At 67.6% G+C, this 18,802-nt stretch carries 15 protein-coding genes; 10 read left to right on the forward strand and 5 right to left on the reverse strand.

The features are described from left to right. Window positions 1-27: 27 nt before the first annotated feature. On the reverse strand, window positions 28-1,155 hold the full coding sequence (locus P0086_RS22020) for an ATP-dependent RecD-like DNA helicase (protein WP_112615132.1): 1,128 nt from the start codon (window positions 1,153-1,155) through the stop codon (window positions 28-30). 189 nt (window positions 1,156-1,344) lie between these two features. On the opposite strand from P0086_RS22020, the gene P0086_RS22025 reads away from it, so the two are divergent. The 3 genes from P0086_RS22025 to ligD all read left to right on the forward strand — a co-directional run bounded on the left by P0086_RS22025 (window position 1,345) and on the right by ligD (window position 6,084). Then, window positions 1,345-2,442: an AbrB family transcriptional regulator gene (locus P0086_RS22025; RefSeq protein ID WP_275789925.1), complete on the forward strand. Its 1,098-nt coding sequence runs from the start codon at window positions 1,345-1,347 to the stop codon at window positions 2,440-2,442. A 144-nt stretch (window positions 2,443-2,586) separates the two neighbouring features. After that, entirely contained in the window at window positions 2,587-3,456 is an 870-nt protein-coding gene (locus P0086_RS22030) for a Ku protein (protein ID WP_148151505.1), read from the forward strand. A gap of 3 nt (window positions 3,457-3,459) precedes the next feature. Further along, complete coding sequence (gene ligD / locus P0086_RS22035) at window positions 3,460-6,084, forward strand: DNA ligase D (protein WP_275789930.1); 2,625 nt, start codon at window positions 3,460-3,462, stop codon at window positions 6,082-6,084. 18 nt (window positions 6,085-6,102) lie between these two features. On the opposite strand, the gene P0086_RS22040 is transcribed toward ligD, so the two are convergent. Beyond that, the gene (locus P0086_RS22040) at window positions 6,103-6,912 is read right to left on the reverse strand and encodes a Ku protein (RefSeq protein WP_112600254.1); all 810 of its coding nucleotides are present in this window, start codon (window positions 6,910-6,912) and stop codon (window positions 6,103-6,105) included. Window positions 6,913-7,170: 258 nt separating this feature from the next. Between P0086_RS22040 and P0086_RS22045 the strand changes: the two genes are divergently transcribed. The 3 genes from P0086_RS22045 (at window position 7,171) to P0086_RS22055 (ending at window position 9,858) form a co-directional block, all read left to right on the forward strand. Further along, window positions 7,171-8,013, forward strand: a complete 843-nt coding sequence (locus P0086_RS22045) for an aldo/keto reductase (protein ID WP_275789933.1) — start codon at window positions 7,171-7,173, stop codon at window positions 8,011-8,013. A gap of 91 nt (window positions 8,014-8,104) precedes the next feature. Continuing rightward, window positions 8,105-9,379, forward strand: a complete 1,275-nt coding sequence (locus tag P0086_RS22050; protein WP_275789936.1) for an SDR family oxidoreductase — start codon at window positions 8,105-8,107, stop codon at window positions 9,377-9,379. Next, window positions 9,376-9,858, forward strand: coding sequence for a DUF2269 domain-containing protein (locus P0086_RS22055; RefSeq protein ID WP_148151509.1), 483 nt, complete (start codon window positions 9,376-9,378; stop codon window positions 9,856-9,858). The genes P0086_RS22050 and P0086_RS22055 overlap by 4 nt, the downstream gene beginning before the upstream one ends. A gap of 12 nt (window positions 9,859-9,870) precedes the next feature. On the opposite strand, the gene ilvN is transcribed toward P0086_RS22055, so the two are convergent. Then, window positions 9,871-10,443, reverse strand: a complete 573-nt coding sequence (ilvN, locus tag P0086_RS22060) for an acetolactate synthase small subunit (RefSeq protein ID WP_112600258.1) — start codon at window positions 10,441-10,443, stop codon at window positions 9,871-9,873. A gap of 21 nt (window positions 10,444-10,464) precedes the next feature. Then, window positions 10,465-12,243 carry an acetolactate synthase 3 large subunit gene (locus tag P0086_RS22065; RefSeq protein WP_275789940.1) on the reverse strand — a complete coding sequence of 593 codons (1,779 nt, stop codon included), beginning with the start codon at window positions 12,241-12,243 and terminating at the stop codon, window positions 10,465-10,467. Between the two features lie 406 nt (window positions 12,244-12,649). On the opposite strand from P0086_RS22065, the gene P0086_RS22070 reads away from it, so the two are divergent. Both P0086_RS22070 and P0086_RS22075 read left to right on the forward strand, forming a co-directional pair. Further along, the gene (locus P0086_RS22070; RefSeq protein ID WP_275790045.1) at window positions 12,650-14,701 is read left to right on the forward strand and encodes a DUF87 domain-containing protein; all 2,052 of its coding nucleotides are present in this window, start codon (window positions 12,650-12,652) and stop codon (window positions 14,699-14,701) included. A 102-nt stretch (window positions 14,702-14,803) separates the two neighbouring features. Then, window positions 14,804-16,207 carry a calcium-binding protein gene (locus P0086_RS22075; RefSeq protein WP_275789943.1) on the forward strand — a complete coding sequence of 468 codons (1,404 nt, stop codon included), beginning with the start codon at window positions 14,804-14,806 and terminating at the stop codon, window positions 16,205-16,207. Between the two features lie 27 nt (window positions 16,208-16,234). On the opposite strand, the gene miaA is transcribed toward P0086_RS22075, so the two are convergent. Then, entirely contained in the window at window positions 16,235-17,161 is a 927-nt protein-coding gene (gene miaA, locus P0086_RS22080) for a tRNA (adenosine(37)-N6)-dimethylallyltransferase MiaA (protein ID WP_275789946.1), read from the reverse strand. Here miaA and serB point away from each other — a divergent pair. Next, a complete protein-coding gene (serB, locus tag P0086_RS22085; protein WP_275789949.1) occupies window positions 17,160-18,062 on the forward strand; it encodes a phosphoserine phosphatase SerB in 903 nt (300 codons plus the stop codon). The two genes, miaA and serB, sit on opposite strands and share 2 nt — an antisense overlap. Then, window positions 18,059-18,643 (forward strand): GNAT family N-acetyltransferase, encoded by a 585-nt coding sequence (locus P0086_RS22090; protein WP_275789951.1) that lies wholly within the window; start codon window positions 18,059-18,061, stop codon window positions 18,641-18,643. The genes serB and P0086_RS22090 overlap by 4 nt, the downstream gene beginning before the upstream one ends. The last annotated feature ends 159 nt before the right edge of the window (window positions 18,644-18,802 follow it).

Consider the following 18,802-nt stretch of genomic DNA (forward strand, 5'->3'; position numbering starts at 1 on the left):
CGCCCGCCGCCTGCTCCCTGACGGGCGTCAGCGAACGATGGTCAGCGTCTCCGCCGCGCGGGTGATCGCCGTATAGAGCCAGCGCTCGCGCGTGTCGCGAAAGGCCCAGCTCTCGTCGAACAGCACCACGTTGTCCCACTGCGAGCCCTGTGCCTTGTGGACGGTCAGTGCGTAACCGTAGTCGAATTCGTCATAGCGCTTGCGCGTCGACCACGGGATCTCTTCCTCGATGTTCTCGAAGGCGGCCTTGAGCAGCTTTATCTTCGCAGCCCCCCTGTCCATGTCGTCGTCCTCGGGCCGGATCATCAGGTTGATGCCGGGCTTCACCGTCTCCTTCGACGAGGTCATCACCTGCCAGAGCGATCCGTTCAGAAGCCCCTTGGCCGGGTCGTTGCGCAGGCAGACGAGCTTGTCGCCCGATTGCGGATATTCGGTCGAGAACCCCTTCAGCTCCCGAAGCCGGACGTTGTAGCGCCGCCGCGTCCTGTTGGTCCCGACCAGGACCTGGTCGGCGTCGAGCACCAGCGCCTGCGTGACGTCGCCCTTGCCGATCACCTTCGCCGTGCCCCAGTCGCCGTGCATGATCTCCTTGCCTTCGCGCACATGCATGGCGAGCTGGATGATCGGATTGTCGCGCGCCTGGCGGTGGATGTCGGTCAGGAGGAAATCCGGCTCCTGGCTGGTGAAGAAGCCGCCGCCCGAGACCGGCGGCAACTGGCCGGGATCGCCCAGCACGAGGATCGGCGTGCCGAAGCTCATCAGGTCCTTGCCGAGCGCCTCGTCCACCATCGAGCATTCGTCGACGATGATCAGCGCCGCCTTCGCGACGGGGCTCTGGCGGTTGATCGAGAACATCGGCGCGATGGACGTCTTGCCGGTTTCCTCGTCGGAAACCTCCTCCTCGCCGCGCGGACGATAGATCAGCGAATGGATCGTCCGGGCGTTGCTCGCCCCCTTCGAACGCAGAACCTGGGCGGCCTTGCCGGTGAAGGCGGCAAACAGCACCTCCCCGTCCACATGCTCGGCGAAATGGCGGGCGAGCGTCGTCTTGCCCGTGCCGGCATAGCCGAACAGGCGGAACAGCGGCGAGCGCCCTTCCTTCAGCCAGCGCGAGACGGCCTTGAGGGCCTCATCCTGTTGCGGTGCGAATTCCATGGGGCCGACTTGGCAGGATTCGAGCCTCTGACGCAAGGAAAAGCGCAACGCCGGGCGCGCAACATTCCGGCCGCCGTCGCCCGGCAGCCGCGCGCATCGAACCGAGGACCGCATTTTGCAATGGCGCGTTGCAGCATTTGCCCATATGTAGGTCCGCATGAATCCCCCGATCGAAATCCGCATCGCGGAATGTCCCCAGTGAACGACAAGCCCTCCAGTGCGGATAAGAAGGACGAGCGGACCGGGCTGGGATTGCTCCGCCCCGCGGTGCAGTGGCTGGTCCTGCTGCTTGTCTCCGTTCCGCTCGCGCTTTTCCTGGAGATGGCGGGCATTCCCGCCGGCCTGATGATGGGACCGATGCTCGCGGGCGTCGTCGTCGCGATCAACGGCGGCACGATCCGGCTGCCGCGCGTCTTCTTCTTCGGGGTACAGATCGTGCTGGCGATGATGATCGCCGGCATGGTCTCGCCGAACCTGATCGACACCTTCCTCAGCCGCTGGCCGATCTTCCTGGCCATCGTGCTCTCGGTGATCGCGATGAGCACGCTGAGCGGCTGGGTGATCACGCGGATGGGCATCCTGCCGGGGACCACCGCGATCTGGGGATCGTCGGCCGGAGCGGCGTCGACCATGCTCGTCATGGGCGGCGCCTATGGCGCCGACGTCCGGCTCGTCGCCTTCATGCAGTATCTGCGCGTGGTGTTCGTCGCCACCCTCGCCACGCTGATCGGCCACTTCGGCGGTCACCAGGCGACGGCGTCCGAGAGCGTGCCGTTCTTCGGTCCCTTCGATCCGCTGGCCTTCGCCCTGACCATCGGCGTCGGCGTCACCTGCGGCATCCTCGGCCGCGTGCTCAGGATCCCCGCCGGCAGCTTCCTCGCGCCGTTTGCCGTCGGTGCGCTCCTCAGCCTCAGCGGCACGCTCCATGTCGAACTGCCGCCGTGGCTGCTCGCCCTGGCCTTCGCGCTGCTCGGCTGGAGCATCGGGCTCGGCTTTACGCGCGCAATCCTGCTGCATGCGCGCCGCGCCTTCCTCCCCACCGTCGTCTCGATCGTCGTGCTTCTGGCTTTCTCCGGGCTGCTCGCGGTCCTGCTGGTGACCGCGCTCGGGATCGACCCGATGACGGCCTATCTCGCGACGAGCCCCGGCGGGCTCGATTCCATCGCCGTCATCGCCGCCTCCAGCAATGTGGACCTCTCCTTCGTGATGGCGCTGCAGACGGCGCGGCTGGTGATCATCACGCTGCTCGGCCCGGTGATCGCCCGCTTCGTCGCCGACCGCGCCTGAGCCGGCCGCGACAGCCCATTGTCCCGACCGCGCAATTCACCTGATTTTCCCTCGTCTTCGCGCTAGAGTGTCAGGAACAAAGAAAATCCGCCTGCGTTCAATTCCTTTGCCGGCCTTCAGTGCCGGCCCTCGAGGACACCGCACATGGCACCGCGCGCGCAATGGAAGGGCTTTCTGACGTTCGGCGAGGTCGTCTGTCCCGTCGCACTGTTCACCGCCGCCTCGACCTCCGATCGCATCGCCTTCCACACCGTCAACCGGGACACCGGCAACCGCGTCCGCCGCGAGTTCGTCGACGGCGTCACCGGCGCGCCGGTCGGCCGCGACGACCAGGTGAAGGGCTACGAGGTCGGCAAGGACGACTACATCGTCCTGGAGCCGGAGGAGGTAGCGGCCGCGATCCCCGAAAACGACAAGACGCTGGCGGTCGAAGCATTCGTCCCGCTGGCCGAGGTCGACGACCTCTATTTCGACAAGCCCTACTACCTGGCCCCCGCCGAACGCATGGCCGACGAGGCCTATGCGCTGATCCGCGATGCGCTGAAGAAGAAGAAATCCGCCGCGATTGCGCAGGCTGTGCTCTTCCGGCGCATGCGCACCGTGCTCATCCGGCCGCAGGGCGACGGCATGATCGCCACCACCTTGAACTTCGACTACGAGATCCGCTCGGCCAAGGACGCGTTTTCCGACATTGCCGCGCTGAAGATCAAGGGCGAGATGCTCGACCTCGCCAAACATATCATCGGGACGAAGGTGGGCGCGTTCGACCCCGCCGATTTCCACGATCGCTACGAGGAGGCCGTGGCCGAACTGGTGAAGGCCAAGATCGAGGGCCGCACGATCGAGCGCCGCAAGGAACCGAAGCGCGAGAAGGTGACCGACCTGATGGAGGCGCTGCGGCAGAGCGCCGCCCTGGGCGGGAAGCAGGAGAAGCCGGCAAAGGCAGGGACCGCGACGAAGGCCGGAGCGACGGCGGCAAAGAAGACGCAGGCGTCGCATCGCAAGGCCGGCTGACCGATGGCGCTCGAGACCTACCGCCAGAAGCGCAACTTCGACAGGACATCCGAGCCGCGCGGCAGAAAGGCGAAGGCGCGCGGCGACAGCTTCGTCATCCAGAAGCACGACGCCCGCCGGCTGCACTATGATTTCCGCCTGGAGATGGATGGCGTCCTGAAGAGCTGGGCGGTGACGCGCGGACCGAGCCTCGTTCCCGGCGAGAAGCGGCTGGCCGTCCACGTCGAGGACCATCCGCTGGAATATGGCGACTTCGAGGGCACGATCCCGAAGGGCGAGTATGGCGGCGGGACGGTCATCGTCTGGGACCGCGGCACCTGGGAACCGGTGGGAGATCCGCACAAGGGCTACGCCAAGGGCCACCTGGAGTTCGCGCTCCACGGCGAGAAGCTGCACGGCCTCTGGCATCTCGTCCGGATGGAAGGCAAGCCCGGCGAGAAGCGGGAGAACTGGCTGCTGATCAAGGGCGAGGACGATTTCGCCCGCGACGAGGGCGCGCCCGACATCCTCGAGGAACGCCCGGAATCGGCCAAGACCGGCCGCGACATCGCCGATGTCGCCGGCGAGGCGCCCGGCTGGTCCTCGAAGACGGGGCGGATCCCGAAGAAGACGGCGCGCAAGGCCGGGAAGGCTGCGGCTGGCTCGAGCGACGCCGCCGAGGAGACCGCCGCCGCGCCCGCGGCAGTACCCGGCGATCCGGCCCGCATCGAGGGCGCCCGGAAGGGACGGCTGCCGAATTTCGTCGAGCCGTCGCTGGCGACGCTTGCCGCCAAACCGCCGGCGGGCCGCCGCTGGCTGCACGAGATCAAGTTCGACGGCTATCGGCTGCAGGTGCGCATCGGGGCCGGCAAGGTCAGGCTGCTCACCCGCAGCGGGCTGGACTGGACCGACAAGTTCGGCAAACAGATCCTCTCGGCCTTCCGCGACCTGCCGCTCGGCAGCGCGCTGATCGACGGCGAACTGGTCGTCGAGGGCGGTTCAGGCGCCTCCGACTTCTCCGCGCTCCAGGCCGATCTCAGCGAGGGGCGGACCGACCGCTTCGTCTACTATGCCTTCGACCTCCTCCACCTCGACGGCTACGACCTGACCGCCGCGCCGCTGGCGCAGCGCAAGGCCCTGCTGCGCACCATCATCCCCTCCGAAACCGGCACGCTGCGATACAGCACCGATTTCGAGGACGACGGCGACATCCTCCTGAAACACGCCTGCCGGCTGGGCCTGGAGGGCATCGTCTCCAAGGTGGCCGACGACCCCTATCGTTCCGGCCGCAGCCGGGGTTGGCTGAAAGCCAAGTGCGCCTTCAGCCAGGAGTTCGTCATCGCCGGCTGGGTCCCCTCCTCCACCTCGCGCAAAGCAGTCGGCTCGCTTCTCCTCGGCGTCTATGACGGCAAGCGGCTGGAGCATGTCGGCCGCGTCGGCACGGGGTTCAGCCATTCGCTCGCCGTCGAGCTGGCAAGGCGCCTCGAACGGCTGAAGGCGGAGGCGAGCCCCTTTGCCGGGCCGCTGACGGGCGTCGAGGCGCGCGGCGCGCGCTTCGTGCGGCCCGAACTGGTCGCCGAGGTCGAGTTCCGCGCCTGGACCGCCGACGGCCACCTCCGCCACGCTTCCTTCCGCGGCATCCGCGAGGACAAGCCGGCGGCCGAGATCGTCCGCGAACAGGCCGAGGCCACGGCGGCAACAGGCACAGACAACAAAGGCAGAAGCAAGAGGTCGACCATGTCGAAATCCACCGCCAGGCCGAATTCATCCGTGGAGCTGACGCATCCGGACCGTGTCTACTGGCCGAAGGAGGGCGTCACCAAGGGCGGCCTTGCCGACTACTACGCCGAGGTCTGGCGCTTCATGGAGCCCTTCGTCGTCGACCGGCCGCTGGCGCTGCTGCGCTGCCCGGACGGCATCGACGGCCAGCAATTCTTCCAGAAGCACCCCTGGAAGGGGATCAACCCGCATATCACCCTCGTCGAGGACCCGAAGGAGCCGGGCGAAGCGCCCTATATCGCCATCCGCGATTTCGACGGCCTGATCGGCCTCGTGCAGTCGGCCGCCCTCGAAATCCATCCCTGGGGCGCGACGACCGCCGAATGGGAAAAGCCCGACACGATCATCATGGATCTCGATCCCGGACCCGGCGTCGGCTGGAGCGACGTCATCTCGGCGGCCGAGGAGATCCGCGACCGGATGAAGGATCTCGGGCTCGCCACCTTCGTCAAAACCTCCGGCGGCAAGGGGCTTCATGTCGTCTCGCCGCTGAAGCCATCTGCCGAATGGCCGGATGCCAAGGCCTTCACCAAGGACTTCGCCGACCGCATGGCCGCCGACAGCCCGGACAAGTACGTTTCGACGATCGCCAAGGCCAAGCGCCGCGGCCGGATCCTGATCGACTATCTGCGCAACCAGCGCGGCCAGACGGCCGTCGCCGCCTACTCCACCCGGGCCCGGCCGGGCGCCCCGGTCTCGATGCCGCTCGCCTGGCACGAACTGGACCCGTCGATCGGCCCGGCCCACTTCACCGTCCTGAACGCAGCAAAGCGGCTTTCAGCGCTCAGCGCCGATCCCTGGGCCGATTTCCGCAAGGCGGCCGCACCGCTCCCCGGCAACAATGCCCGCAGCAAGGGACGCGCGGCGTGACGGCGGCCCGGGCGGCGGTCACTTCTTTCCGGGCTTCTTCTCGGCAGCCACGCTCTTGCGCAACGCGTCCATGATGTTGATGACGTTGGAGGCCGTCGGCTGCGGTGCCTCCGCCTTTTCCCTGGCAGGCTGCTTGCGACCCTTCTTCTTCGCGGCGATGATCTCGAGCAGCCTGTCCTGCACCGGATCCTGCGCCATCTCGGGCGTCCAGGCCCGCGTGTTCTCGGCGATGAAGGTTTCGGCCAGCCCGATCAGCTTCGCTTCCGGCTTGCTCTTCTTCATGTCCTCGAAATAGGCGTCGGGCTGGCGCACCTCCTCGCCGTAGCGCAACGTCCAGAGCACGATGCCCCGGTCGCGCGGTTCCAGCAGCACGGCCCGCTCGCGCCGGTACATAACGAGCCGCGATATCCCGACCATCCTGCTCGCCGCCATCGCATCGCGGATGACGCAGAACGCCTCCTCGCCGACCGGATCGTTCGGCGTCAGGTAGTGCGGCTTGTCGAACCAGATCCAGTCGACGCTGTCTCGGGGCACGAAGGTCTCGATGTCGATCGTCCGCGTGCTCTCCAGCGCGACCGCGTCCAGCTCGTCGTCCTCGAGCAGCACGAACTCGCCCTCGGCGCGCTCGTATCCCTTCACCTCGTCGTCCGGATCGACCGGCTTTCCGGTGACGGAATCGACATACTGGCTGACGACGCGGTTGTTCGTCGCTCGGTTCAGCGTGTGGAAGCGCACTTTCTCGTCCTCGCTCGTCGCCGGCGTCATCGCCACCGGGCAGGTCACGAGCGAGAGTTTCAGATAGCCTTTCCAGAAGACGCGCGTCGCCATGGCTTCTTCCCTTTGGTGAGCAGGACCGAAAAACGTGCGCCCCCGAGCATTCGTTCCCGGCGCCGTCACGAAGACTGCGCCCACGCGTTCCGCAGGGCAAGATGGCTTGCGGGACGATCCTGCGGACCGATGCGGAAATCGCCGCCGCCTTTGTCCGCTCAGGCGCGAAGTGGCGATGGCGGTGGAAGCAACCCCAAATCCGGCCTACTGTGTCACCGCCGAGAACGCCACGCACCAGCACCCAGCCGGGAGACCGCCATGAGCCAGATGCCGCAAGCCCCCCTGCCTGACGGAACCCGCGTCCCCGTGCTCGGTCAGGGCACCTGGCGCATGGGCGAAAGCCGCTCCGCCGTCGCAGCCGAGGTCCGCGCCCTGCAGGCCGGCATCGATCTCGGCATGACGCTGATCGACACCGCCGAGATGTATGCCGACGGCGGCGCGGAGCAGGTGGTGGCCGAAGCGATCCGCGGCCGCCGCGACGGCATCTACCTCGTCAGCAAGGTGCTGCCGACGAATGCGAGCCGCAGGGGCACGGTGGCCGCCTGCGAGGCGAGCCTGAAGCGGCTCGGCACCGACCGGATCGACCTCTACCTGCTGCACTGGCGCGGCCGACATCCGCTTGCCGAGACCGTCACTGCCTTCGAGGAGCTGAAGGCGGCCGGCAAGATCGGAGCCTGGGGCGTCTCCAACTTCGACGTCGACGACATGGAGGATCTGCTGTCGGTCGAACACGGCGGCAACGTCGCGACCAACCAGGTACTCTACAATCCCGCCCGCCGCGGCATCGAGTTCGACCTTCTGCCGTGGACGGCGCGGCGCGGCATCGCCACGATGGCCTACGCGCCCTTCGACAAGGGCGGCATCGTCGATCACCCCGTGCTCGCCCGCATCGGCGCCGCCCACGGCGCGACGGCGGCCCAGGTGGCGCTCGCCTTCCTGCTGGAACGGGACGACGTCATCGCCATCCCGAAATCCTCCTCGCTCGAACGGCTGGCGGAGAACCGCAAGGCGGTCGAACTGAAATTGACACCGGAGGACCGCGCCGCCCTCGACGCCGCCTTCCCGCCACCAAAGAGGAAGCGGCCGCTGGAGATGATCTGAGGCGGTCGCGGCAGCCTGACGCGACAGGGCGACGGGGCGCCCCGACGCAGCACTTGTATTGCGCGCGCGACAATCGCCATAGTGGCGCGTCATGGCCATTCTGATTCTCGGCGCAAACGGCTTCATCGGATCTGCGGTCCTCGCCCGGCTCGAGCGCGCCGGTCACGAGCTCGTCGGCCTCGGCCGCGACATCACGGCTGCCAAGCACCGCTTCCCTTCGGTGCGCTGGCACAGGGCCGATCTCGCCGGATTGAACACCCCGGCCGACTGGACGCCCTATCTCGACGGCATCGACGTCGTCGTCAATTGCGCCGGTGCCCTGCAGGACGGCCAGCGCGACGACGTCACAGCCACCCAGCGCGATGCCATGCTCGCGCTCTACGCCGCGGCCCGACAGGCGGGCCTGCGGCTGCTGGTCCAGATTTCCGCCCGCACCGATGGCGCCGGCGAGCTGCCGTTCCTTGCGACCAAGGCCGAGGCCGACCGCGCGCTCGCCGCATCGGGCCTGAACCACGTCATCCTCCGCCCGGCGCTGGTGCTCGGCCGCAATGCCCATGGCGGCTCCGCCCTGCTGCGGGCGCTGGCCGCCTTGCCGATCGTGACGCCGCTGGTGTTCGCCGATCGCCGGGTCGAGACGGTCTCCGTCGAGGACGGGGCGGACTGCGTGCGCATGGCGATCGACGGCAGCCTGCCCCCGGGCACGGATCTCTACCTTGCCGGCGACGCCCTCGATCTCTCCCGGCTCGTCGCCCTGCACCGGACATGGCTCGGACTGCCGCCGGCGAAAACTCTGGCGCTTCCCGATGCCGTCGCCGGCCCCGTATCGCGGATGGCCGATCTCGCCGGTCGCCTCGGCTGGCGCTCGCCGCTCCGCAGCACCGCCATGCAGGTGATGGCCGGCGGCATCACGGCGGGTGGAAGCAGGCTCGATCTGCCGTTGCAGACGGCCGGCGAGACGCTCGCCCGCAACCCGGCCGGCGTGCAGGACCTCTGGTTTGCCCGGCTCTATCTGCTCAAGCCGGTTCTTGTCGTCACGCTGGCCCTGTTCTGGATCCTCTCCGGTCTCGTGCCGTTTTCCGACCTCGCCCGCGCCGCCGCGCATTTCTCGCCGTTCATGCCGCAGAACGCAGCGCTCGGCCTGACCGTCGCGACCGCGCTCCTCGATATCACTCTCGGCGTGTTGCTGCTGTGGCGGCCGACCGCCCGCATGGCGCTCGTCGGGCAGGCCGCCCTGGCGCTCGCGTATCTCGCCGGCGGAACCCTGCTTGCGCCCGCGCTCTGGCTCGATCCGCTCGGCCCCTACGTCAAGGTGCTGCCGGCGCTTGCCCTGATCCCTCCGACCCTTGCCGTCCTGGACGAACGATGATCGAAGCCGAAACCGTCTATCGCCTGTTGCATGTGATCGGCGCGACCGTGCTCTTCGGCACCGGCGCCGGCATCGCCTTCTTCATGGTGATGGCGCGCCGGACCGGACGGCCGGCACTGATCGCCCATGTCGCCGAAACCGTCGTGATCGCCGACACGCTCTTCACCGCAACGGCGGTCGTCCTGCAGCCGCTGACCGGCTATTTGCTGGCGCGCGAGCTCGGCTGGCCGCTGAGCGAGGGCTGGATCGCCCTGACGCTCATGCTCTACGTCTTTACCGGCCTGTTCTGGCTGCCGGTGGTCTGGATCCAGATCCGGCTTCGCGACTTGGCGCGGACGGCGGCAGCCGACGACGCGCCGCTGCCGCCGGAGTGGCACCGGCTCTACCGGATCTGGTTCGCCTGCGGCTTTCCGGCCTTCCTCGCCGTGCTCACGATCCTCTGGCTGATGCTGGAGAAGCCCGACATCAGCCTGTTCTGAGGCAGGCGGAACTCACATGCCCTGCGGGCCGCGGTTCATCGCGGCAATGCCGGTGCGGCAGACCTCGATCAGCCCGAGCGGCTTCATGATGGCGATGAACTGGTCGATCTTCGACACCTTGCCGGTGATCTCGAAGACGAAATGCTCGGTATTGGCGTCGATCACCGAGGCGCGGAAGGCATCGGCGAGCCGGAGCGCCTCGACGCGGTGATCGCCGGTGCCCGATACCTTCACCAGCGCCAGCTCGCGTTCCAGCGGCCGCTCGTGGCCGAGGTCCCTGGCGCGCACGGTCAGGTCGACGACCCGGTGCACCGGCACGATCCGCTCCAGCTGCGCCTTGATCTGCTCCAGCACATGCGGCGTGCCGCGCGTGACGATGGTGATGCGCGACAGGTGCGCCTGGTGCTCGGTCTCCGACACCGTCAGGCTCTCGATGTTGTAGCCGCGGCCGGAGAACAGGCCGATGACGCGGGCGAGCACGCCCGGCTCGTTGTCGACCAGCACCGACAGCGTGTGGCTCTCCGAAACCTGCGTCTCGGGAGCGATGAAATAGGCCGAACCGGTCGGCTGAAGATGTGCGTTCATGGTTTTTCCTCCTCCCGTATCTCAGACCAGCTGGCGACCCTTGGCGTCGATCGCGTTCGCGACCGCCTCGTCCGTCGCCTCGTCAGGGAGCAGCATCTCGTTGTGCGCCTTGCCGGACGGGATCATCGGGAAGCAGTTGGCGAGGTTGGCGACGCGGCAATCGAAGATGACCGGCTTCTTCACCGCGATCATCTCCTCGATCGCCCCGTCGAGATCGCCGGGCTTCTCGCAGCGCAGGCCGACGGCGCCGTAGGCCTCGGCGAGCTTGACGAAGTCCGGCATCGCCTCGGTGTAGGAATGCGAGAGCCGGTTACCGTGCAGGAGCTGCTGCCACTGGCGCACCATGCCCATGTACTGGTTGTTGAGGATGAAGATCTTGATCGGCGCCTCGTGCTGGATCGCCGCCGACATTTCCTGGATGCACATCTGGATCGAAGCGTCGCCGGCGATGTCGATGACGAGGGCGTCCGGATGGGCGATCTGCACGCCGAGGGCCGCCGGCAGGCCGTAGCCCATCGTGCCGAGCCCGCCCGAGGTCATCCAGCGGTTCGGCTGCTCGAAGCCGAAGAACTGCGCCGCCCACATCTGGTGCTGGCCGACCTCGGTGGTGATGTAGGTGTCGCGATGCTTGGTCAGCTCGTAGAGCCGCTGGATCGCATATTGCGGCATGATGATCTCGTCGCTCGGCTTGTAGGCCAGCGAATTGCGCGCCCGCCACCTGGCGATCGAGGCCCACCAGTCGGCGAGATGCTCCTTGCCGGCCGACTTCGACGACGCCCGCCACAGCCGGACCATGTCCTCCAGCACCCGGCCGACGTCGCCGAGGATCGGCACGTCGACGCGGACGTTCTTGTTGATCGAGGACGGGTCGATGTCGATGTGGATCTTCTTGGAGTTCGGCGAGAACGCGTTCAGCCGACCGGTGATACGGTCGTCGAAGCGGGCGCCGATGCAGACCATGACGTCGCAGTCGTGCATCGCGAGGTTCGCCTCGTAGGTCCCGTGCATGCCGAGCATGCCGAGCCAGTTCTTGCCGGACGCCGGGTAGGCGCCGAGCCCCATCAGCGTCGAGGTGATCGGAAAGCCGGTCAGTTCGACCAGTTCGCGCAACAGATGGGAGGCTTCCGGGCCGGAATTGACGACGCCGCCGCCGGAATAGATGACCGGACGCCTGGCGCCCTGCATCAGCTCGACCGCCTCCTTGATCCGCGCCAGATCTCCCTGGACCTTCGGCTCGTAGGCATGCCGCGCGGGCGTCGCGGACGGCGGGACATAGGTGCCGGTGGCGAACTGGATGTCCTTCGGGATGTCGACGACGACGGGGCCGGGGCGGCCGCTCTGGGCGACGCGGAAGGCCTCGTGGATGATGCGCGCCAGGTCGTTGACGTCCTTGACCAGCCAGTTGTGCTTGGTGCACGGCCGGGTGATGCCGACGGTGTCGCACTCCTGGAACGCATCCGAACCGATCAGCGACGTCGGAACCTGCCCGGAGATGCAGACGAGCGGGATGGAATCCATCAGCGCATCCTGCAGCGGCGTCACCGCATTGGTGGCGCCCGGGCCGGAGGTCACCAGCATGACGCCGACCTTGCCGGTGGAGCGAGCATAGCCCTCGGCGGCGTGTCCGGCACCCTGCTCGTGGCGCACGAGGATGTGCTGGATGTCCTCCTGCTGGAAGATCTCGTCGTAGATCGGCAGGACCGCGCCGCCCGGATAGCCGAAGATGTGTTGGACGCCGTTGTCTCTCAGCGCCTGCAAGACGATCTCCGCACCGGTCATCTGGTTCTCAGTTGCACTCATCGGAATGTTTCCGTCCGTGTCTCGTGTTTTGAAAGTGTGCTTAGCGAAATCGGGGGCATAAAAAAAGGCCCCGTCTGGAGCCTGCTTACCGCGCATGGGTGCTTTCGCCCGGTGGTTACACCACCTTGCCCATGCGCCATCCCACCACAAGAATCTTCGCGACGTTCGAAATCATGGGGCGGAGTGATAGCTGCTAAAGCGCAAGCCGTCAACCGGCCACAATCGCACGGCCGCCTGTCCCGTTCCGGCACACCGCCGCCGCACCCCCCGATGGTCGCGCGCCGTCGGGGCCTGCGACCGCGAAACGCATTGTTAAGCCGCAACTGCTATTCTTTTAGACACTGCTGATATCCCGGCAAACCGTTTCGGAGTGCTTCGTTTGCGAAACACCGATTTTCACCACTCGATGGCAGCCGGCGAACAGGAGCGGCGCGACGAGGAAGCGCCAGGCAATCGCCTTCTCGGCCGCGTCGTCGCCTGCACCGGATCGCGCGCGACGATCAGCGCCATCGCCGAGGACGGCGAGACCTCGCTCACCGAACTCTGGTCCGTCGGCCGGCTGATCTCCATCTCCGTCGGCGAAAACCGCGTCGTGGCGCTCGTCTACGCGATGGGCACCGACCAGCAGACCTGGTCGATGCACGGCGACACGGTCTTCCACGTCGAGGTCGAGCTGCTCGGCGAGGTCCATATCGGCCCCGACGGCCGCGAGGAGTTCTCCGCCGGCATCACCCGCTATCCCTATCTCGGCGCGATCGCCCACCGGATCCGCGCCGCCGACCTCGCCCGTGTGTACGATACCGGACTGAACGATGTCTGCGTGATCGGCAAGCTGACGCAGGACGAGACCCTCGACGCGACGATCCACGTGCCGTCGATGCTGGCCAAGCACTTCGCCATCGTCGGCACCACCGGCGTCGGCAAGTCGACCGCGGTCACGCTCTTGCTGCACAAGGCGATCCAGGCCGATCCCAAGCTGCGCGTCCTGATCCTCGATCCGCACAACGAATTCGCCGCCGCCTTCCCCGATCATTCCGTCGTCATCGAGACGGACACGCTGGACCTGCCCTTCTGGCTGTTCCGGTTGGAAGAGTTCTCGGAGGTGATCTTCCGCGGCCGCCCGGCCGTGCCGGAGGAGCTGGACGTGCTGCGCGACCTGATCCCGGAGGCCAAGAAGGCCTTCCGCGGCTCGGGCGAATCGAGCCTGATGCGCCGCGCCACGGAAAAGAGCTCGATCACCGCCGACACGCCGGTGCCGTACCGCGTCGCCGACCTGCTGGCACTGATCGACGAGCGCATCGGCCGGCTGGAGGGGCGGACGGAGAAGCCGCATCTGCGGTCGCTGAAGGTCAAGATCATGTCGGCGATCAACGACCCGCGCTACCATTTCATGTTCTCCTCCAACACGATCACCGACACCATCCTCGACACGATCGCCCGCATCTTCCGCATTCCCGGCGAGGGCCGGCCGATCACCACCTTCCAGCTCGCCGGCATTCCCTCCGAGGTGGTCAACTCCGTCGCCTCGGTGCTCTGCCGCATGGCCTTCGAGATCGGGCTGTGGAGCGGCGGCGGCGTGCACATGCTCGTCGTCTGCGAGGAGGCCCACCGCTACGTGCCGGCCGATGCCGGCCTCGGCTTCCTGCCGACCCGCCAGGCCATCGCCCGCATCGCCAAGGAAGGGCGCAAGTACGGGGTCTCGCTCGGCATCATCACCCAACGCCCGGGCGAGCTCGACCCGACGATCCTGTCGCAGTGCTCGACCGTCTTCGCCATGCGGCTCGCCAACGACCAGGACCAGGAGATCATCCGCTCGGCGATCCCCAACTCGTCCTCGTCGACCACGAGCTTCATCTCCTCGATCGGCAACGGCGAGGCGATCGCCTTCGGCGAGGCCGTCACCGTGCCGATGCGCATGAAGTTCACCCGCGTGCAGGAAAACCGCCTGCCGAAGGCGAACGGCGTCGGCGTGAAGGCGAGCGACGACACGCCGGACAGCGTCGACCTGCGCTCCATCGTCGGCCGCATGCGTTCGGTTTCCGGACCGGACATCTCCGCCTTCCAGAATTCCTTCCTGGGCGCCGAGACCGAGTTCGCGCAACGCCCGGCTCCTGACTATGCCGCCCCCCATGCCGGTATCAATGACGGCGGGTTCGGGAACGAACCGGTGCCGTCCGCGCGCGAACTGCCGCGCGATCCGCTCCCGCCCGCCCCGGCCGAGATCGAGCCCTACCGGCCCGAGATGCTGCCGCGCGCCCCGGAGGGCCCCAATCCGCTTTCCGCGCATGACCGCTTCGAGGCGCTGCGGCGCGAGCTGAACGAACAGGCCGGCGACCGGGCCACACAGACGCGCTCTCAACGCCCGGCCTTCGGCGAGGGCGGCGGCGAGGCGCGAAGGGACGGCTCGATCCGGGAACAGCTGCTGAAGAAGCCGCTGAGCAGCCTGTTGCGGAAGTGATATTGCGCCGCGCCGGCGAGCCCCCGCATTTCGGCAGCTGGAAATTGCACTTTAGATGTGACACACTCTCGCAAATGGCATTGGCCCGTTGGGGAGCGCGACATGATCTGGAACGGCACGCCGGGGAATGACGATCCACTGGCAATCCCCAAGAACGAACGCAACGAAATCCGCGGCTACGGCGGCAACGACACCTTGCGCGGCGGTGACCTCTACGACCTGATCCTGGGCGGTGACGGCAAGGATGTTCTCTACGGCGAAGACGGGTCCGACTACTTGTCCGGCGACGGCGAAGACGACTGGCTCTATGGCGGCAGCGGCTCCGACGGCCTCTATGGCGGGGTGGGCAACGACCATCTCTATGGAAACGACGGCGCCGACGATATCAACGGCGGCGACGGCGACGACGACATTGTCGGCGGTGCCGGCGACGACATCCTGTACTCGGGCCGCGGCAAAGACAGCCTCACCGGCGGCAGCGGCGACGACACGCTCTACCTCAACTCGACCAATTCCAGCGACCGGACGGTCGCCAACGGCGGCGCCGGCGACGATATCTTCCACGCATCCGCTGCGACGGACGACATGGCGGGCGAGAGCGGCGAGGACACCCTCTGGTACTACTATGGCGCCACCGCCGGCGTAACCGTCGATCTCCAGCGCGGCGTGGGCACGCGCGGCAACGCCAGCGGCGACACCTATCGCTCCATCGAGAACGTGGTCGGCACGGGCCACGGTGACGTCCTGATCGGCAACGGCAGGTCGAACGACCTTTCGGGCGCGGCCGGCAACGATGTCCTGCGCGGCGGCGTGGGTTCCGACTTTCTCGATGGCGGCGACGACGTCGATCGGCTCGACTACCGCACCTCCGAAGCCGCCGTCACGATCGACCTCCAGAACGGGACCGCACGCGGCGGCGACGCCAGCGGCGACCAGTTCGTCGCGATCGAAGGCGTCGTCGGCAGCGTCCATGCAGACACACTCTACGGGGACGGCGGCAGCAACACGCTCGACGGCCAATCCGGCAACGACAAGCTCGACGGCCGCAGCGGCAACGATCGCCTGACCGGTGCGAACGGCGATGACAGTCTCCGTGACAGCGCGGGCAACGACACCCTCGACGGCGGCGCGGGAAGGGACACCCTGGAAGGCGGCGGCGGCGCGGACCGGCTGACGGGCGGTTCGAGCGCGGACCGGTTCGTGTTTCGCGCTTCGGCGGACTCCACGGTCGCCTCGGCCGGGAGGGATACGGTGTACGATTTCAGCCACGCGCAGGGCGACAGGCTGGACCTCGCCGCAATCGACGCCAACACCGAGGCTTCCGGCAACCAGGCCTTCAAATTCAAGGGCACCGCCGCCTTCTCCGGCACCAACGGCGAACTGCGCTGTGTCCGGCAGTCGAGCGACACCTTCATCTACGGGGACCTGAATGGCGACAAGAAGGCTGACTTCGCGATCCACCTCGACGACCGCGCGACGCTGTCGTCGGGCGACTTCATCCTTTGACGACGACCCCGGACGTCCGCCGGCATGTCAGGCCGGCCATCGGTCGAACGCGGTCGAAAGACCGTCGGTCCTGATCCAGCTGTCGTCCATCTGGTTGCGGAACCAGGTCATCTGCCGCTTGGCATATTGCCGGGTCGCCGCCGCACCCCGCTCGATCACCTCGGCCTCGCTCATCTCGCCTGCCAGAAGGGATGCAATCTGCGGCACGCCGATCGCCTTCATCACCGGCATCTCCGGCGAAAGCCCGAGCGCCAGCAGCGCCCGCACCTCCTCGAGCGCGCCGGAGCGCAGCATCTGTCCGAAGCGCCGGTCGATGCGCGCGTGCAGCAGGCTGCGCTCCGGCAGCACGACGAGCTTCAGCGCTCTTGTGGGATCCACGATCGCCGTCCCCGCCGCCGACTGGAAATCGCGGATCGACCGGCCGCTGACATCGAGGATCTCCAGCGCCCGCAGGATGCGCTGCCCGTCGGTGGGCCGGATCGCCCCCGCGGTCTGTGGATCGCGGCTGGCAAGCTCGGCATGCAGCGCCTGCGGTCCCGCCTCGGCGAGCCGCGCCCGCAGGGCATCGCGAACGGCGGCAGGAATCGGCGGCATGTCCGACAGGCCGCCCGTCAGCGCCTTGAAATAGAGGCCGGTGCCGCCGACGAAGACCGGCAGCTTCCCTCGCCCCCGCAAGTCCTGCACCACCTCGGCCGCCTGCCGCAGCCAGGCGCCGCTGGAATAGGCCTGCCCGGCCGGCACATGGCCGTAGAGCCGATGCTCGACGCCCCCCATCTCGTCCGGCTGCGGGCGGGCCGTCAGAATGCAGAGTGTGTCGTAGACCTGCATGCTGTCGGCATTGACGACCACGCCGCCATGGGCCTGCGCCAGCCGCACGGCGAGAGCGGACTTGCCGCTCGCGGTCGGGCCGGTTATCAGGATGGCGCCAGTCTCAGCTTCAGGAATTCTCGTCATGGCTCTCGTTGCCACGCTTATCGCCAATCCGTCAAATCCCGTGCTTGCCGCATCGCTCGGCGAGAAGGCGGCGGATGCGGTCAACGCCTCCGGCCTCTACTGGCTCGCCGACGGGATCGCCTGCGACATCGCGCTGCGCGACGGCACGGACGAGGCGACGGCGCGCGCTACGTTGCTGGCCGCCATCGGCTCGGCCCCGGTCGACCTCGTCGTGCAGGAGGCGGAGACGCGCCGCAAGAAGCTTTTGATCGCCGACATGGACTCGACCATGATCGGCCAGGAATGCATCGACGAGCTGGCCGACGAGGTCGGCCTGAAGGACAAGGTCTCCGCGATCACCGCCCGAGCCATGAACGGCGAGATCGCCTTCGAGCCGGCGCTGCGCGAGCGCGTGGCGCTGTTGAAGGGCCTGTCGCTGTCGGTCGTGGGCGACGTCATCGCCAACCGCATCACGCTGACCCCCGGCGGTCCCGAACTGATCGCCACGATGAAGGCGAACGGCTACTACACCGCGCTCGTCTCCGGCGGCTTCACCGTCTTCACCGGGCCGATCGCCACCCGGCTGGGTTTTGACGAGAACCGCGCCAACGTCCTCCTGGAGAACGGTGGGCAGCTCACCGGCGAGGTCCGTGAGCCGATCCTCGGCAAGCAGGCGAAGGTGGATGCGCTGGAAGACATCGCAGCCCGCCTCGGCATTTCCACCGACGAGGTCATGGCCGTCGGCGACGGCGCCAACGATCTCGGCATGCTGCAGCTGTCGGGCTCCGGTGTCGCCCTGCACGCCAAGCCCGCCGTCGCAGCCGAAGCGAAGATCCGCATCGACCACGGCGACCTGACGGCGCTGCTCTACATCCAGGGCTACCGCAAGACCGATTTCGTCGCGCCGCCAGCGCCGCGATGAACGGCGTCATCGTCACGACGGAGCGGCTGACGGTCCGCAACTGGGTGGAGACCGACCGCGATCTCTTCCACGAGATCAATTCCGATCCGGAGGTGATGGCCTATTTCCCCTTCCGCCGCACCCGGCCGCAGTCGGATGCGCTGTTCGACAGGATCCGCAGCACGATCGGCGAGACGGGCTACGGCTTCTTCGCGATCGCGCTGTCCCACGACGACCGGCCGATCGGCTTTTGCGGCCTGGCCCGCACCGATCTCGAACCCGTGCTGCCGGACGGAACTGTCGAGATCGGCTGGCGGCTGGCCCGCCCCCATTGGGGCAAGGGCTATGTGACGGAGGCGGCGACGGGACTGATCCGGCACGGCTTCACCACCTGCGGCCTCGAGGAGATCGTCGCCTTTGCGGTCAAGGACAATGCCCGCTCCATCGCCGTCATGGAGCGCATCGGCATGGCCGCCGATCCCGCCCGCGACTTCGACCACCCCCGCGTGCCGGCCACCCACCGTCACCTCGCCCGACACGCCTTCTACGCGATCCGTCGCGCGGCATGGCGGCAACGAATGGCGGCCGGCATCGGGCGCTGAACGGCAAGGCCAGGTCGGTGAATCGATTTCGGCGATTGTCGGCATAAGCTGCCGGGAATACAGAGAAAAATGCCTCCGCGCCGCGGACGCGGCGCCGCTGGGTGCCGGACAGGTCCGGCATGACGGGCCGTTGAGCCAGGGGGCGGCGGGAGGCGAAGG

The sequence above is a fragment of the Mycoplana sp. MJR14 genome, assembly GCF_029210525.1.
GTDB lineage: Bacteria > Pseudomonadota > Alphaproteobacteria > Rhizobiales > Rhizobiaceae > Mycoplana.

Coding starts and splice junctions, on each gene's coding strand:
- P0086_RS22020 (WP_112615132.1), bottom strand. CDS start 1,155: ATGGAATTCGCACCGCAACAGGATGAGGCCCTCAAGGCCGTCTCGCGC.
- P0086_RS22025 (WP_275789925.1), top strand. CDS start 1,345: ATGTCCCCAGTGAACGACAAGCCCTCCAGTGCGGATAAGAAGGACGAG.
- P0086_RS22030 (WP_148151505.1), top strand. CDS start 2,587: ATGGCACCGCGCGCGCAATGGAAGGGCTTTCTGACGTTCGGCGAGGTC.
- ligD (WP_275789930.1), top strand. CDS start 3,460: ATGGCGCTCGAGACCTACCGCCAGAAGCGCAACTTCGACAGGACATCC.
- P0086_RS22040 (WP_112600254.1), bottom strand. CDS start 6,912: ATGGCGACGCGCGTCTTCTGGAAAGGCTATCTGAAACTCTCGCTCGTG.
- P0086_RS22045 (WP_275789933.1), top strand. CDS start 7,171: ATGAGCCAGATGCCGCAAGCCCCCCTGCCTGACGGAACCCGCGTCCCC.
- P0086_RS22050 (WP_275789936.1), top strand. CDS start 8,105: ATGGCCATTCTGATTCTCGGCGCAAACGGCTTCATCGGATCTGCGGTC.
- P0086_RS22055 (WP_148151509.1), top strand. CDS start 9,376: ATGATCGAAGCCGAAACCGTCTATCGCCTGTTGCATGTGATCGGCGCG.
- ilvN (WP_112600258.1), bottom strand. CDS start 10,443: ATGAACGCACATCTTCAGCCGACCGGTTCGGCCTATTTCATCGCTCCC.
- P0086_RS22065 (WP_275789940.1), bottom strand. CDS start 12,243: ATGAGTGCAACTGAGAACCAGATGACCGGTGCGGAGATCGTCTTGCAG.
- P0086_RS22070 (WP_275790045.1), top strand. CDS start 12,650: ATGGCAGCCGGCGAACAGGAGCGGCGCGACGAGGAAGCGCCAGGCAAT.
- P0086_RS22075 (WP_275789943.1), top strand. CDS start 14,804: ATGATCTGGAACGGCACGCCGGGGAATGACGATCCACTGGCAATCCCC.
- serB (WP_275789949.1), top strand. CDS start 17,160: ATGGCTCTCGTTGCCACGCTTATCGCCAATCCGTCAAATCCCGTGCTT.
- miaA (WP_275789946.1), bottom strand. CDS start 17,161: ATGACGAGAATTCCTGAAGCTGAGACTGGCGCCATCCTGATAACCGGC.
- P0086_RS22090 (WP_275789951.1), top strand. CDS start 18,059: ATGAACGGCGTCATCGTCACGACGGAGCGGCTGACGGTCCGCAACTGG.